Annotated in this window: 15 protein-coding genes; 5 read left to right on the plus strand and 10 right to left on the minus strand. The window is 66.1% G+C overall.

Features of this window, described 5'->3' with window-relative positions; translation table 11 throughout:
• Nucleotides 1-8: 8 nt before the first annotated feature.
• Nucleotides 9-959: an NAD(+) diphosphatase gene (nudC, locus tag E8M84_RS00190; RefSeq protein ID WP_137109162.1), complete on the minus strand. Its 951-nt coding sequence runs from the start codon at nt 957-959 to the stop codon at nt 9-11.
• Between the two features lie 224 nt (nt 960-1183).
• Between nudC and E8M84_RS00195 the strand changes: the two genes are divergently transcribed.
• Both E8M84_RS00195 and E8M84_RS00200 read left to right on the plus strand, forming a co-directional pair.
• Nucleotides 1184-3145 (plus strand): bifunctional 2',3'-cyclic-nucleotide 2'-phosphodiesterase/3'-nucleotidase, encoded by a 1962-nt coding sequence (locus E8M84_RS00195; RefSeq protein WP_137109163.1) that lies wholly within the window; start codon nt 1184-1186, stop codon nt 3143-3145.
• Between the two features lie 46 nt (nt 3146-3191).
• The gene (locus E8M84_RS00200; RefSeq protein WP_240790320.1) at nt 3192-3821 is read left to right on the plus strand and encodes an HAD family phosphatase; all 630 of its coding nucleotides are present in this window, start codon (nt 3192-3194) and stop codon (nt 3819-3821) included.
• 2 nt (nt 3822-3823) lie between these two features.
• Here the strand turns inward: E8M84_RS00200 and E8M84_RS00205 are convergent, their stop codons facing one another.
• The 6 genes from E8M84_RS00205 to leuD form a co-directional block, all read right to left on the minus strand.
• A complete protein-coding gene (locus E8M84_RS00205) occupies nt 3824-4504 on the minus strand; it encodes a class I SAM-dependent methyltransferase (protein ID WP_137109165.1) in 681 nt (226 codons plus the stop codon).
• A gap of 64 nt (nt 4505-4568) precedes the next feature.
• Nucleotides 4569-4934: a 4a-hydroxytetrahydrobiopterin dehydratase gene (locus E8M84_RS00210; protein WP_137109166.1), complete on the minus strand. Its 366-nt coding sequence runs from the start codon at nt 4932-4934 to the stop codon at nt 4569-4571.
• Nucleotides 4935-4975: 41 nt separating this feature from the next.
• Nucleotides 4976-6133 carry a GNAT family N-acetyltransferase gene (locus E8M84_RS00215; RefSeq protein WP_137109167.1) on the minus strand — a complete coding sequence of 386 codons (1158 nt, stop codon included), beginning with the start codon at nt 6131-6133 and terminating at the stop codon, nt 4976-4978.
• A gap of 46 nt (nt 6134-6179) precedes the next feature.
• Nucleotides 6180-6953 (minus strand): glycerophosphodiester phosphodiesterase family protein, encoded by a 774-nt coding sequence (locus E8M84_RS00220; protein ID WP_137109168.1) that lies wholly within the window; start codon nt 6951-6953, stop codon nt 6180-6182.
• Complete coding sequence (locus E8M84_RS00225; protein ID WP_137109169.1) at nt 6950-7411, minus strand: RidA family protein; 462 nt, start codon at nt 7409-7411, stop codon at nt 6950-6952. The genes E8M84_RS00220 and E8M84_RS00225 overlap by 4 nt, the downstream gene beginning before the upstream one ends.
• 263 nt (nt 7412-7674) lie before the next feature.
• Nucleotides 7675-8280 (minus strand): 3-isopropylmalate dehydratase small subunit, encoded by a 606-nt coding sequence (gene leuD, locus E8M84_RS00230; protein WP_137109170.1) that lies wholly within the window; start codon nt 8278-8280, stop codon nt 7675-7677.
• A gap of 135 nt (nt 8281-8415) precedes the next feature.
• Here leuD and E8M84_RS00235 point away from each other — a divergent pair, with 135 nt between their 5' ends.
• Nucleotides 8416-9702 (plus strand): glycosyltransferase family 4 protein, encoded by a 1287-nt coding sequence (locus tag E8M84_RS00235; RefSeq protein ID WP_137109171.1) that lies wholly within the window; start codon nt 8416-8418, stop codon nt 9700-9702.
• Nucleotides 9703-9735: 33 nt separating this feature from the next.
• Here the strand turns inward: E8M84_RS00235 and leuC are convergent, their stop codons facing one another.
• Nucleotides 9736-11151, minus strand: coding sequence for a 3-isopropylmalate dehydratase large subunit (gene leuC, locus E8M84_RS00240; RefSeq protein ID WP_137109172.1), 1416 nt, complete (start codon nt 11149-11151; stop codon nt 9736-9738).
• Nucleotides 11152-11370: 219 nt separating this feature from the next.
• Here leuC and E8M84_RS00245 point away from each other — a divergent pair, with 219 nt between their 5' ends.
• Nucleotides 11371-11949 carry a heme-binding protein gene (locus E8M84_RS00245; protein WP_240790250.1) on the plus strand — a complete coding sequence of 193 codons (579 nt, stop codon included), beginning with the start codon at nt 11371-11373 and terminating at the stop codon, nt 11947-11949.
• 14 nt (nt 11950-11963) lie between these two features.
• Here E8M84_RS00245 and E8M84_RS00250 read toward each other — a convergent pair whose 3' ends face one another.
• Nucleotides 11964-13493, minus strand: coding sequence for an ATP-binding cassette domain-containing protein (locus E8M84_RS00250; protein ID WP_137109173.1), 1530 nt, complete (start codon nt 13491-13493; stop codon nt 11964-11966).
• 358 nt (nt 13494-13851) lie between these two features.
• Here E8M84_RS00250 and E8M84_RS00255 point away from each other — a divergent pair, with 358 nt between their 5' ends.
• Nucleotides 13852-14808 (plus strand): DMT family transporter, encoded by a 957-nt coding sequence (locus E8M84_RS00255; RefSeq protein ID WP_137110781.1) that lies wholly within the window; start codon nt 13852-13854, stop codon nt 14806-14808.
• Here E8M84_RS00255 and E8M84_RS00260 read toward each other — a convergent pair.
• Nucleotides 14742-15254 (minus strand): immunoglobulin domain-containing protein, encoded by a 513-nt coding sequence (locus tag E8M84_RS00260; protein ID WP_137109174.1) that lies wholly within the window; start codon nt 15252-15254, stop codon nt 14742-14744. The genes E8M84_RS00255 and E8M84_RS00260 overlap by 67 nt on opposite strands.
• Nucleotides 15255-15361 lie beyond the last annotated feature (107 nt).

Raw genomic sequence — 15361 nt, forward strand, 5'->3', positions numbered from 1 at the left:
AGATCGGGTCATTCAAGCCGATCCGCAAGCCAGTTGCGCAGAATGAAGTTCGCAATTGCGCCTTTCCGGCTGGGGCGGATGACCGGATGCCGACCGGCAAAGGCCTGCACCAGCTCTTCCCGACTGACCCAGAGCGCGGACTCCAGTTCCAGGGGGTCAATCTTGATCTCGGTCGTCGTCGCCTCGCACCGCGCGCCGATCATCAACGAGGCGGGAAATGGCCAGGGCTGGCTTGCCAGATAGCTGACCGCTCCACACCTGACGCCGGTCTCTTCCAGCACCTCGCGGCGCACGGCGGCCTCGATGGTTTCCCCGGGTTCGACGAATCCTGCCAGCAGGGAATACATCCCCTCGGGCCATCCGGGGCTCCGCCCCAGAAGCACCGAATTTCCCCGTGTTACCAGCATGATGACAACCGGATCCGTCCGCGGGAAGTGATCGGCACCGCAGGCCGGGCAGGTCCGCTGCCAGCCGCCCTCCGTCATCTCGGACCCCGCCCCGCAGGTCGAGCAGAAGCCATGGCTTCTGTGCCACTGCACCAGCGCCTTGGCGGTCGCCACCAGCTCGGCCGCGCGCGGGTCAAGCAGGGTCATCACACCGCGCAGTTCGGTGAAGCCGGTGTCGGACGCCAGCGCCGGATGCCGCTGGACCGTCTGGTCGAAGAACCCGCTTTCCGGCGCATCCGCCCCGGCCTCTGGCGCCCAGCCCGACAGATCGACGGCAAAGCGCGGCAGCCCTTCATCCATGCCCAGAAAGATCGCAGGCCCGCCCAAGGCCAGCACCGGATGGTCCTGCGGAACCCAGGCCAGACGATCGCCAGCCACCAGCGGCTTGCCCCGCCAGATCGGCAGCACCATCCCCCTGGCCAAGGCCTCGCCCAGTCCCTCGGCATCTCGCCGCAGCGCCGCGTTCCGGTCCAGTCCGGAGCCACCAAAAGTCACAGTCTCGGCTATACGCATTTTGACCTGGTTGCCCCGCTTTTCAGACGGCGAAATCGCCGTCCGGATCACATCGCCTCAACTACGATTGAATGCAATTCGCAAGCGCTCAACCTTCGCGTGAATAACGACAATTTGCCATAACATTGACACAACCAAAAAGGTAGATCGCACGCGTAAAGCGTGCATTAATCGTGGTGTTGACCGTCCGAGTGACCAGGTTGCAGGCAGTAACTGGAAGTTCCATGTTGCAAGTTCCCGTCGTGTCAGTCGTCCCCGCACTTGGCCCGGTCTCGCCTGAGGCTGATGATGGCCCCCAAGGCGGCCATCCGGCTCCTGCAACGGCCCGCAAGACCGCACCCCGCGCGTCTTTGCGGGTGATTGCGACAAGCGACCTGCACGCCAGCCTGATGCCCTACGATTATTGCGCGAACCGGCCCAATTCCAGCATGGGTCTGGGCGCAATTTCCCAGCAGATCGCCGAGGCGCGGGGCGAGGCGCAGAATTGCCTCTTGTTCGACAATGGCGATTTCCTCCAGGGCAGCCCGATTGCCGACTTTGCCGCCACTGCCCGGCGGCGGCGGGCGCATCCTGTCATTACGGCGTTCAACACGCTTGGCTATGACGCGGTCACGCTGGGCAATCACGAATTCGACTATGGCCTGCGGTTCCTGGCGCAGGCTCTGACCAGCGCCCGGTTTCCCGTGGTATCGGCCAACATCGCCAGGCGGCTGGGGAAAAGCCCCGCGCGGGACGATACGCTTGTGCCGCCCTTCGCGATCCTGCGCCGCCAGATCGTTGACCATGCCGGCAAGACCCATGTGATCCGCGTCGGCGTGATCGGCTTTGCTCCGCCCCAGATCGAGGAATGGGACCGCGACACCCCGGATGGCGGGATCCTGACCCGCGACATCCTGGCATCGGCCCGCGCCTGGCTGCCCCGCCTTCGAGCGCGGGGTGCCGATATCATCGTGGCTCTGGCCCATACCGGGATCGGGCCGCTGGACCCCGAACACGGGACCGAAAACGCCGCGACGGCGCTGGCGGCACTGCCCGAGATCGACGCCGTCGTTGCCGGTCACAGCCACCAGGTCTTTCCGGGCCCGGACATCCCCGCGGCCGCGGCAGTTGACCCCGTCGCCGGGCGGCTGGCCGGCAAGCCTGCCGTCATGCCCGGCCATTCGGCCAGCCATGTCGGGATCATCGACCTGGAACTGGAACGCTGCCCCTCCCGCTCGCGGCGCTGGCGGGTCGTGGGGGCCTCCACCCGCGTCGGCCAACGCAGCACCGCCGCTGCCATGGCCACCCCGGCGCTGCATCAGGCGCTTGCACCGGATCACCGCGCCGCCCTGGCCTGGTCGCGGCGGCATCTCGGCGAAACTTCGGTGCCGCTGCACAGCCATTTCGCGACCGTGGCACCGTCAGCGGCGCTGAACCTGATCGCAGAGGCCAAGGCGGACCACGTCCGGCAGGCCCTGGTCGGCACGGGTTGGGAGCATTTGCCGCTCCTTTCCTCGGGCACCCCCTTCCGGACCGGCGGGCGTGGCGGCCCGATGAACTACACCGACATTCCGGCCGGACCCTTGCGGATGCGCAATCTCTCCGACCTCTATCCTTTCCCCAACACCATCGTCACTCTGCTGCTGACGGGGGCCGAACTTGCCACCTGGCTGGAACGCGCGGCGACCGTGTTCAACCGGATCGAACCCGGATCGGCCCAGACGCCCCTTCTCAACCCTGCCGTGCCCGGCTTTGTCTTCGAGATGATCCCCCAGCTCAGCTACGCCATCGACCTCAGCCAGCCCGCGCGCTTTGACCCGCAGGGGCGGCTGGAAAGCCCCGAGGCCCGGCGCATCACCGGCCTGAGCCATGGCAACCGCCCGGTGCGCGACGAGGACGGGTTCCTTCTGGTGACCAACAGCCATCGCGCCGGTCGGGCCCGTCTGCAGGACCCCGAAACCGAGCTGAAGGTCGTCTTCACCGACGGGGCGCGGGTGCAATCGGTCATCGCCTCGTATCTGCAGCGTCTGGGGACCGTCAGCGGCGCTGTGCGGCGGAACTGGCATTTCCTGCCGATGCCCGGCACCAGCGCGATCATTGCTACCGGGGACCGCGCCGCACCTCACCTGGGCGACATCGCCCCCTTCCGTCCCGTCGACCTTGGCAAGGACGGCGACGGCTTTGCCCACTACCGGCTGCACCTCTGATCGGCTATGGCACCGCCATCCGCCCCAGAGACCAAAGCCCGTGACCATGACCTATGACGCCATCCTCTTCGATCTCGACGGCACACTGATCGACACCGAAAGCATCGCCCTTGCGACCGGCATGGCCGCCTTCGCGGCGCATGGCCATCCGGTGGACCACGCCTTCATGCACGGCCTTGTCGGCAAGGACGAGCCGACCGCCGCCCGCATCATCCGCGCCGCCCTGCCCGGTGTCGACCTAGCAGCGGTGAACCTGCACTGGCGCAAGGGATTCGATGACGGAGTGAATGCCGGTCTGGACCTGAAACCCGGCGCACGCGACCTGCTGCCTGCCCTCTCCGCCCCCCTGGCCATCGTCACCTCGACCGGCCGCACAGGCGCGCATCGCAAGCTGGGCATCGCCGGGATCGCCGATGCCTTCACCCATGTCGTCACCCTCGACGATGTCCGGTCGCCCAAACCGGACCCGGAACCCTACCTGCTGGCCGCCACCCTGTTCGGCGTGGCCCCCGCACGGTGTCTGGTGTTCGAGGACAGCGAAACCGGGGCCGAGGCCGCACATCGCGCCGGATGCACCGTCGTTCAGGTGCCGGACATCGTCCCAAGCGAGGGTCGCTGGGCGCACCATCTCGCGCCAGACCTCTTGACCGGCGCACGGATGGCCGGGCTTATCTGACCTCAGCCCGCCTTGGCCAACACGCCGTCCTGCAGCTTCCGCTCCAGCGCCTCGGTCCACAGCGCGATCCCGCCAATGAAGTCATCCGTCGTGGCCAGCGCCAGTTCCGGCAAATCCTGTTCCAGGAACAGCCGCGACCCGATGTAGCGCTTCTTCGGGTTCGCATCGTGCCAGGCTATCGCCCCGCCCGGCGCCAGGATCGCCCGCGCAAGCTCGGTATCCTGCCGCACCCCTTCGCGCGAATGATCGCCGTCGATGAACACCAGATCCATCCGGCCATGGTCGCGGACAAAGGCCTTGGGGTCGATCTTGTGCGAATCTCCGATCAGCTGGGTAAAGCGGTCCCGGTTCCCGGGGCTGACCAGCGCCCCGACCTCGGCGATGCTCAACTCGTCATTGTTGAACTGCCGCCCGGCCTGGTCATTGACGAAGGCGATCGAGATCACTTGTGCGTCGGGCAACAGTTGCAGGATCATCTCGGACGAGGCCCCGCGATAGGTGCCGATCTCGAACACCCGGCTGGGGCGGCAATGCAGTACCGCCGCCGCCAGTGACTCCACGTCGATCCGGTGCATCATCCCTTGCGAGATTTCCAGCGTCCGCTCCAGCACCTCGCGCGACCGGTCCCGCAGGGCAGGCTCCACGTTCAGCAGCGAAAACCAGTCGGCATGGCGTTGCAGCAAGATGATCGTCTCCTGTCCGGGTGCGCTTAGGGTCTACAAAGCTTTCCCCGGCCTCACAACCGGATCAGGCCTTGCGGGCGTGCAATTCGCACAGGCAGGACACGGGCTCGCCGTGATTGCGTTCGATGACCGCGTCGGGCGCCATCCGGTCCATCGCCTGGGCAAGGTCGATGTCCAGCTCGGTCAGGCCCTTGGCGGAATGGGTGGTCAGGGTCACATCCACGACATTGTAGCGGTTGGTCCAGTCCGGGTGATGATTCAGCTTTTCAGCCACCAGCGCCGCGCGGGACATGAACCCCCAGGCCTCCTGAAAGCTGCCAAACTTCCACACCTTTCGGATCGCATCCGTGCCCGGCACGGCGGCCCATCCGGTCTCGGCCAGGGGCGGCAACTGGGCCTTGCGGTCGGTTTCGGTCATCAAGTCGGGCATGATGTCCTCGCTGGGATCAAGGTGCAGGGCATTGCGCCAGCCTACTCCCGACCCTCGCACTTGCGGAAGGGGCCATAGGCGGTCAGCACCTCGATCTCTTCCCCCACTGCGCGGCGTTCCGCCTGCAGGTAGCGATCAACCGCCGTGCGGAAGCTGCGGTCGGCGATCCAGTGGATCGAATGGGTTTCCACCGGCAGATAACCCCGCGCCAGCTTGTGTTCGCCCTGCGCCCCCGCCTCGACGCGAGACATGCCGTGGGTGATCGCCCAGTCGATGGCTTGATAATAGCACAGCTCGAAATGCAGGCAGGGATGGTCCTCGACACAGCCCCAGTAGCGGCCATACAGCGTGTCGCGCCCGATGAAGTTCAGCGCGCCCGCCACCGCCCGGTCACCGTTGAAAGCCAGGACCAGCAGCATGTCGTTCCGCATCGTATCGTGGAACCGGGCAAAGGCCTTGCGGGTCAGGTAGGGCGTGCCCCATTTCCGGCTGCCGGTGTCCTGGTAGAAGGCCCAGAACGCATCCCAATGCTGCGGCTCGATCTGATCTCCGGTCAGCGCGCGGATCGTCAGGCCGCGTCCCTGCGCGGTCTCGCGTTCCTTGCGGATCATCTTGCGCTTGCGGCTGGCAAGGTCGGCGAGGAAGTCGTCAAAGGTCCCGTAGCCCCGGTTTTCCCAGTGGAACTGCTGCGTCACCCGGTGCAGGGTGCCTTCCACCCCGGCCAGGGCCTCGGCCTCCTCAGGCGTGCAGAAGGTCGCGTGCAGGGACGACAGCTTGTTCTGCGCCGTCACCGCGATGGCCCCTTGCCACAGCACCTCGCGATGGGCCGCGTTCCCAAGGAACCGCCGCCCGGTGGCAGGCGTGAAGGGGACCGCGATCTGGAGTTTCGGATAGTAGCGCCCCCCGGCCCGTTCCAGCGCATCCGCCCAGCCATGGTCAAAGATGTATTCGCCCTGGCTGTGGCCCTTCACATACAAGGGCGTCGCGGCGACAAGCCTGCCCTCCTCGCGCAGCACCAGCGGCCGCGCCTGCCAGCCGGTGCCGGTGCCTGTGGAACCCGAGGCCTCCAATGCCACCAGAAAGCGATGGGTCGTGAACGGGTCAATCGGCCGCCCCTCGGCCTGTTCGGGCGCGGCAACGGCGTCCCACTCGGCGGCGGGAATGTCGGACAGGCTGTCGTGCAGGGTCAGGTCGTCCATTCGCGCCCCTCTGGTCGGGGGAAAGGTGGCGGGCGGGGCGCGAAGGTCAAGCCGGAAGCGCGGCCAGATAGCCCTCGAAGGTCACATTGTCGGCAACCTGCCGAGCCAGTGCCTCGTCGGCGGCAGAGCGGATGGTCCAGCACAGGATCGCGGCACCTTGCGCCTTCAGTTCGGCGACCCGGGGTCGGCCAAGGTCGCGGCCTTCGTGGCTGATGAAGCTTGACCCTGTCGCATCATAGTCCGGGATGGGACGCAGCCGGTCGCAGACCTCGACCGGCAGCGGCGCCCAGTCGTCGGGATTGTAGGCCGAGGTGGTGATCCCGCGCGGCAGCTGCGGGGCAAGACGCTCCATGTGGGCGATGGAATGGGGGTTGAAGGACATGACCGCGACATCGCCCCGATAGCCTGCCGGAGCCGCCGCCGTCGCCGCCTCAAGCCTGCCATCGGTCGGGCCCATGACCATGGTCTGGTCCTTGATCTCGATCAGCAGGGGGACCTTCCCGTCGATCAGCCCCAGCACCTCGGCCAGGGTCGGGATCGTGTCCGTCGACCCCTTCAGCCCGATCCGGCCTAGCTCGGCCGCCGTGCGGGCATTGACCGGGCCGGTCTCAGCGGTCAGCCGGTCCAACTCCTCATCATGGAAGACCATCGCCACGCCGTCCGACGACAGCTGCAGGTCGATCTCGATCCCATACCCCGCCTCGACCGTCGCCTGGATCGCGGCGGGTGAATTCTCGATCCGCCCTGCCGCCCGGTCATGCAGGGCGCGGTGGGCGATGGGCAGGCGGAGGAAGCTGTTAGGCAGCGGGACGCGGGTCATTTCAGGGCGAAGATCGCCTCGATTTCCACGGCCACCCCCAGCGGCAGCGAGGCGGCCGAGACGGCGGACCGAGCATGACGACCCGCGTCGCCAAGCACTGCGACCAGGAAATCCGACGCGCCGTTGATGACCTTGGGCTGGTCGGTGAAATCGGGGGTGGAGTTGACGAAGCCCACCAGCTTCACCGCGCGGTCCAGCCGGTCCCAGTCGCCGCCGACGGCCTTCTTCAGCTGGGCGAGCAAGGAGATCGCGCAGCGTTTCGCGGCCTCGGCGCCCTGTTCGAACGACAGGTCCTCACCCAGCCGGCCCTTGATCAGACCGGCCTCGTTCTGGCTGATCTGGCCCGAGATATGGACCAGGTTCCCGACCTGCACGAAGGGCACATAATTCGCCGCCGGGGCAGGGGCGTCGGGGAGGGTGACGCCAAGCTCGGCAAGGCGGGATTCGATGGCGTGCATGGGGTCCTCCTGACTGTTCGGAGGCAAGGTATCGCGGCAGGGAAAAGGGGGCAAGGGCGCGGCTGTCCACGCAGGACAGCGATGGGCGATCATGCAATTTCAGTGGGTTGCTTGTGGGCGTTCACCATTCGGTAACGCATCGCCGCAGGGTGCAACCACCGGATCGACCCGGGTGCGCTGGGGTATCCTGTCGCGCCTGTGGCACTGGCGCGGGGCGATCCTGGTGTCGGGGGCGCAAACCCGCCCCCAACCAGACCTGTCCCTTAAGCCCAGGGGCGCAGGGTGGCGTTCTTCGCCTCGAAGCTGTCGATCGCCGCGGCCTTCTCCAGCGTCAGGCCGATGTCGTCGAGACCGTTCAAGAGGCAATGCTTCTTGAAGGCATCGACCTCGAAAGCGAAGGTCTTGCCGTCCGAGGCGGTGACCGTCTGGCTTTCAAGGTCCACCGTGATCCGCGCATTCGCGCCCTTGCGGGCGTCGTCCATCAGGTAGTCGACCGCGTCCTGCGGCAGGACAACGGGCAGGATGCCGTTCTTGAAGCAGTTGTTGAAGAAGATGTCGGCAAAGCTGGTCGAGATCACGCAGCGGATGCCGAAGTCCAGAAGCGCCCAGGGCGCGTGTTCGCGCGAGGAGCCGCAGCCGAAGTTGTCACCGGCCACGATGATTTCCGCCTTGCGGTACGCGGGCTGGTTCAACACGAAATCCGGGATCTCCTGCCCGTCCTGCGTGTAGCGCATCTCGTCGAAGAGGTTCTTCCCCAGGCCCGAGCGCTGAATGGTCTTCAGGAACTGCTTGGGGATGATCATGTCGGTGTCGATGTTGACCAGCGGCATCGGGGCCGCGACGCCGGTAAGAGTGGTGAACTTGTCCATCGGGCGATTCCGCAACGGTTGAGGTTGGAAACGGGCCATAGCGCTATTGCCGGGAAACGACAACCATGCCCTGCTAGACATTCCCGTCACGGCTGGCATAGCGTCGCACAAATTCATTTGCGGAAGCAGGATTCGATGACCAGACCCCGCGTTCTTATCCTTGCGGAACAATGCAATCCGCTTTGGCCCTCGCTGCCGATCGTCGGCTACAAATATGCCCTGGCCCTGGCACAGCATTGCGATGTGAAGATCGTGACGCAGGTCCGCAACAAGGACAACGTCGTCGCGGACGGGCGCGAGTTGGACAAGTTCGACTTTCTCGACACCGAATACATCGCCGCGCCGATGGAGCGGCTTTCGCAGTTTCTGCGGGGCGGCAACCAGGTGGCCTGGTCGACAGGCATGATGATGGCCTACCTGCCCTATCTGGCGTTCGAGCGGGACGCCTGGAAGAAGTACCGCTCGCAGATAGAGGGGGGCGCGTTCGACATCATTCACCGGATCACACCGATGTCGCCGACGCTGCCAAGCTATATTGCGGGGCGGGGCGGGGTGCCCTTCGTAATCGGGCCGCTGAACGGCAATCTCGACTGGCCAAAGGCCTTCCAGCGCGAGCAGAAGCGCGAGAAGGAGACGCTGCGGAAGCTGCGGAACTACTACAAGTACATGCCCTACGCCCGGAAGACCTATACGAAGGCAGCGGCGGTGCTGGCGGCTTTCCGTCATACGGTCAAGGACATCTCCTGGACCCCGGCCGAACGGATCGTCCCCTTCCCGGAGATCGGCTTCGACCCGGCGGTGTTTCCCGCCGAGCGCGAGAGGGCTCCGTTTGCCGGGGCGGGGGAGAAGACCTTCCTCTATGCCGGGCGGCTGGTGCCCTACAAGGTGCCCGAGGTGGTGGTGCGCGCCTTCGTGGGCGATGACCGGTTGCGCCAGCACCGGCTGCGGATCATCGGCGACGGGCCAGAGCGGGGCCGGATCGAGGCGATGGTGAAGGAAGCGGGTGCCGAGGACCGGGTCAGCTTTGAGGGCAACCAGACCCAGGCGACGGTGGCCAAGGCGATGCGCGAGAGCGATGCCTTCTGTTTCCCCTCGATCCGCGAACTGGGTGCGGGGGTCGTGATCGAGGCGATGGCCTCCGGCATCCTGTGCATCGTGACGGATTACGGCGCCCCGGGCGATCTGGTGGCGGACGGGCGCGGGGTGGCAATCCCTCTGGCGCCACTGGATGACCTGGTTGTTTCGTGCCGGCAGGCGATGCTTGGGGCGCTTGACCAGCCAGAGGCGCATGCAGCGCTGGCGAAGGCCGGGCAGGACCATGCGCTGCAGAATTATACCTGGGACGCAAAGGCCCGGCGCACGGTCGAGGTCTATGAGGCGGTGCTGGCCGGGAGACCCCCGGCCGAGCTTAGCCCTTATTGATTTGGCGGGCGGGGGAAGGCCCCGCCCGATCCATCAGGCCATTTCGCCCATCAACTCGCGCACGTCGGTCAGGTGGCCGGTGATCGCCGCCGCCGCCGCCATCGCGGGCGACATCAGATGCGTGCGGCCACCGCGGCCCTGACGGCCTTCGAAGTTGCGGTTCGAGGTCGCCGCGCAGCGTTCGCCGGGGGCCAGCTGGTCGGGGTTCATCGCAAGGCACATGGAGCAGCCCGCAAGCCGCCACTCAAACCCTGCGTCGATGAAGATCTGCGCCAGACCCTCTTCTTCCGCCTGCGCCCGGACGAGGCCCGAGCCCGGCACGACCATCGCGCGCTTCACCTTGATCTTCTTGCCCTTCAGGATCGCCGCCGCCGCCCGCAGATCCTCGATCCGGCCATTGGTGCAGGAGCCGATGAAGACCGTGTCGATGGCGATGTCGGTCAGCTTCTGGCCGGGGGTCAGACCCATATAGTCCAACGACCGCTGCGCCGCATCGACCTTGCCGCCGGTAAAGCTTTCCGGAGCGGGGACAACGCCGGTGATCGGCAGCACGTCCTCGGGGCTGGTGCCCCAGGTGACGACGGGGGCGATGTCCTCGCCGCGGATCGTCACGACCTTGTCGAAATGCGCGCCTTCGTCGGTGTAAAGCGTCTTCCAGTAGGCCAGAGCGGCCTCCCACTTCGCGCCTTTCGGGGCGTGGGGGCGGCCCTTCACATATTCGAAGGTCTTCTCATCCGGGGCGATCAGGCCCGCGCGGGCACCGCCTTCGATGGCCATGTTGCAGACGGTCATCCGGCCTTCCATCGACAGCTCGCGGATCGCCTGGCCGCAGTATTCGATGACATAGCCGGTGCCGCCCGCCGTGCCGGTCGCGCCGATGACCGACAGGGTGATGTCCTTGGCGGTCACGCCGGGGCGCAAGCTGCCGGTGATCTCGACCTTCATGTTCTTGCCCTTGCGCTGGATCAGCGTCTGGGTGGCAAGGACGTGTTCGACCTCTGACGTGCCGATCCCGTGCGCGAGGCTACCGAAGGCCCCATGGGTGGCCGTGTGGCTGTCGCCGCAGACCACGGTCATGCCCGGCAGGGTCCAGCCCTGTTCCGGTCCGACGATGTGGACGATGCCCTGGCGGATGTCGGACACCGGGTAGTAATTGATCCCGAAATCCTTGGCGTTCTTGTCCAGTGCGGCCACCTGGATGCGGCTGTCTTCCGTCATCGTCGCGGCATTGGCGCGGTCGAGCGTCGTGGGCACGTTGTGGTCCGGTACGGCGATGGTCTTTTCCGGCGCGCGGACCTTGCGGCCGGTCATGCGCAGGCCCTCGAACGCCTGGGGGCTGGTCACTTCGTGGACCAGATGCCGGTCGATATAGAGGAGGCAGGTGCCGTCCTCGGCCTGATGGACGACGTGGTCGTCCCAGATCTTGTCATAGAGTGTACGAGGAGCCATGGCTCTCACCTGTTCGTTGGGATGGCGTAGGAAAAGGGTCGACGGGCCGTGCGCGCTGGTCAGGCGCGGGCAAGGACGTTGCGGGTCATGCCGAAGAAGCGGGCCGGAAGCCGCGCGTGGTCGGTGATGTTGAAATAGATGAACCCGGACATGGGGGCGATATACGCTCGAAATGCGGCCCAAGCAAGCTAGGTCACCTTGCAGGGAAGGGGTTTCAAGATGCTGAAACGGATCATTCTGGCTGTGGGGGTGGCGATGGCAGGCGTTGCGGGGGCCGAGACGACACACAAGGGCTATGAGATGCCGCCCTACACGGTGGACTGGCAGGACGGCGCGCGAGAGATTCGCAGCTATGGCCCGCATCTTCTGGCCGAGGTGAAAGTCTCGGGCAGCCGGTCGGGGGCGATCCAGAAGGGGTTCCGGGTCCTGGCCGGATACATCTTCGGCGGCAATGCGACCGGAGAGAAGATCGCCATGACGGTCCCGGTTGCCCAGACGCCGGACGGCGAGAGCTGGGTGGTCAACTTCATGATGCCCGCGCGCTATACGACAGAGACCCTGCCGACGCCCCGCACGGACGCGATCCGCTTCGTCAAGGCCGGGCCGTCGCGGCAACTGGTCGAGCGGTTCTCGGGGATACCGGGGACCGATGGCATGGCCGAGCGGGCCGAGGCGCTGGCGGTATGGGCGAAGGCGGAAGGGTACGAGGTCATCGCCGGGCCGCACTACTATTTCTACGACGCGCCGATGACCCTGCCCTGGAAGCGGCGGAACGAAGTGGCCTTCACCATCCGCTGACCCCTCTGTCCGGCCTAAGGCGTGACGGATGCGTTCAGCATCCGCTCGATGCAGGGTTCGGGGCTGTCGACCTCGATCAGTTGCCCCCCGCCCCTGCCGCCGGTCTCGATCCACCAGAACCGCGTGCCGACCGCGCGGATCAGGCTGCGATCATGGCTGACAAGAAGCGTGGCCGCGCCCTTTTCGGTCAGTTCATCCTCCAGCGCCTCCTGTCCTTCGATGTCGAGATGGTTGGTGGGCTCGTCCAGCAGGAAGAAGTTCGGCCGTTGCAGCCTTAGGACCAGCAGCGCAAGCCGCGCCTTCTGGCCCCCGGACAGGGCCGCGATCGGTGTGGACTGCAGGGTCAGGCTGACCCCCGCCCCTGCAAGCACGGTGCGCGCCGCCTGATCGCCAAGGTCGAACCGGGCGGTGATTGTCCCATGCGGGGTCGCCTTCGGATCTAGCCCGGTCAACCCCTGATCGGCCACCCCGGCGATGACGGTGGGGGCGGCACGGATCGGACCCTCCCGCCCTTGCAGCGCCGCATCGACCATCGCCATAAAGCGGGATTTGCCCGCACCGTTCGGGCCCAGCAGCACGACCCTGTCACCCGGTGCGATCCAGAGCTGCGGACAGCGGAACAGGCGCCGCCCATCCGGCGCTATCACGTCACAGGGCGCGACCGAGATCAACGCCCGCGCATGCGCGTCCGAGGTTTCCAGCCGGATGTCTCCCGCGCTGCGTGGCTTGTAGGCCGGGGTCGCGGCGGCCTCGATCCGCGCAGCACGGTCGGTCAGCTGCTTCGTCTTGACCACCAGAAGGTCGGAACCGGAATTGATCCCGATGTTCTTCAGTTTCGCCGCCTGCCGCCGCAGCTGGCGCGCGACATGCAGGTCCTGGTCATGCTGGCGCGCGGTCGCCGCGTCCACCTCGTCCAGTGCGGCCTGGGCGCGGGTGAAGGGCAACGCGAAGTCGCGGGACGCCCGGTCGCGCAGGAACAGGGTCCGGTTGGCGACGTCGTCCAGAAAGGCCCGGTCATGCGAGGCGATGACCAGCGCCGTCCCGCGCGGCAGACCCATGATCCAGCGCTGCAACTGGCCGATCCGCGACAGGTCCAGATGGTTCGTCGGCTCGTCCATCAGGATCAGGTCGGGGGCCCTGACCCAGACCCGTGCCAGCATGACAAGGCGCTGCCAGCCACCCGACAGCGCTGACATAGGCAGGTCACGCAGGGCTTCGGGGATGTCCAGGTCATCCAGCGCGATCTCGGCACGCCAGTCCTCGCCGTCGTCGACCGCAGCAAGAACCACGTCGCGGACGGTCTGACCCGCCAGCCCGGCCGGCACATCCTGCGCCAGAAACCCCGTCACCAGCCCGCGTTTGCGGGTCATCTGGCCCTCGGTCAGCTCGGTCAGGCCCGCGATAGCCCGCAACAGGGTCGATTTCCCCCGCCCGTTCGGCGCGACCAGCGCCAGACGGTCCCCGGGGTGCATAGTCAGGTCAAGGTTGGAAAACAGCGGTGCGCCAAGCGTGATGCCTGCGTCTTTCAGGGTGAGAAGGCTCATGATCTCTCCGGTCCGGTCATGGCAGACAGGCTGCCGTTCGGGCAGATCAGAGAAGCGATGAACCCCCGATCAGCCCCGCACAGTCACATGCGGGGCAGGGACAGGGCCGGTCGTATGGTGGTGATTGGCGCGCAGGATCACCGAAGCCTCCATCAGATGGCGGAAGACTGGGCCAATCCCGGGGAAGCGTCAAGACAGCAGGGGCCTGGTCTTGTTCGCCAGAGGGCAGGGTCCGAAGTCGTTGCACAGGGCGAAACCGCCCCTTTCGTCCGGCAACCGGGGGTGATAGCCAGCCCGCGTCATGTCTGCCACGTCGACCGAACCCAAGCTGGCCGATCCCGTCCTTTCAGGCGGGGCAATGACGCACAAGGCGACGCAGAACACCAAGCTTGGCATCTGGCTGATGATCGCCACGACTCTGGTCTTTGCGGCGCAGGACGGGATCTCGCGGCATCTGGGGTCGAACTATCCGGTCACCATGGTGGTGATGGTGCGGTTCTGGTTCTTCGCCCTCTTCGTGATGGCCCTTGCCGCCCGCGCGCCGGGAGGGATCCGCGCCGCAGTCCGGTCGCACTATCCTTGGGTGCAGGCCTTGCGCGGGCTGATCCTGGTTGCTGAAATCGCGGTGATGCTCCTGGCATTCGTCAAGCTTGGGCTGATCGAGGCCCATGCCGTCTTTGCCTGCTATCCGCTGCTGGTCGCGGCGCTGTCAGGCCCAATCCTGGGCGAAAAGGTCGGCTGGCGGCGCTGGACGGCCATTCTGGTCGGGGCACTGGGTGTCCTCATCATCCTGCAGCCGGGGTTCGGCGTGTTCTCGCCCTGGGCGCTGGTGGCGCTGCTCGCTTCGACGATGTTCGCGGTCTATGGCCTGTTGACCCGCTATGTCGCACGGAAGGACAGCGCCTCGGTCAGCTTCTTCTGGACCGGCGTGGTGGCCGCCGTCGCGGTGACGCCGTTCGGGCTTCTGCAATGGACCTGGATGACGCCGGGCGACTGGGGCTGCATGGCGGTTCTGTGCTGCACGGCCGTGCTGGGTCACTGGCTTCTCATCAAAGCATTCGCCGTGGCCGAAGCCTCGGCGATTCAGCCTTTCGCCTATCTGCAACTGGTCTGGGCCAGCGCCATCGGCCTGTTGCTCTTTGGCGAGACACTGCGGATCAACGTCGCCGTTGGCGCGGGGATCGTCGTCGCGGCGGGGGTCTTCACGCTGTGGCGGCAACGGGTCCGCGAGAAGGCCGCCCTGCGCCTTCAGAGCGGCGGACAGGCCGTGTTGAGTGCGGCCGTTGAACCGGCAAGCGTGAATTCGGTCCGATAGGTCTTGCCGTCCTCGACAAACCGGCCCGGCATTTCCACCCGGATCACGCTGTTTGTCCTGATGTCAGCCGCCAGGTATTCGTTGATATCCGCCCAGAACGCGTCTTGCACGAATGTGAAGTTCCCGATGTCATAATCCGCGTTGGTGCCGTCAAATGTAAAGGTGAACTGGTTGCCCTGGGGGTCCTTGGGCAGGAAGTTCGGCTCCGTCCCGGGATAGATCCTTATCGTCCAGGTGTAGTCCCGCGTCGTGCTGCCAGTCTCATGGCATTCGAGAAACAGCCGCTCGCCCCTGGCATTGTCGACATAGGCAAAGGGGATGCCCCCTTCGTTCGGCCCCACCTGCATCGGCCGCGATCCGCCGCTGCCGGCCAGGTACATCACCTGCCAGCCCTCTGCCGCGGCCGAGGTTGCACACATCGCCAGTGCTGCCGCAAGTTTCAACATCCCGCCACCATCCCCTGTCCAGACTGCCGCAGCGAAAGCATATTGCCCTGGTCCTCCGGGAACAGAGCGGATTTCCCTACGTGTTCACACCGGTTGCCCCGCCCGAG

This window comes from Rhodobacter sp. SY28-1, from assembly GCF_005222785.1.
Lineage (GTDB): Bacteria > Pseudomonadota > Alphaproteobacteria > Rhodobacterales > Rhodobacteraceae > Tabrizicola.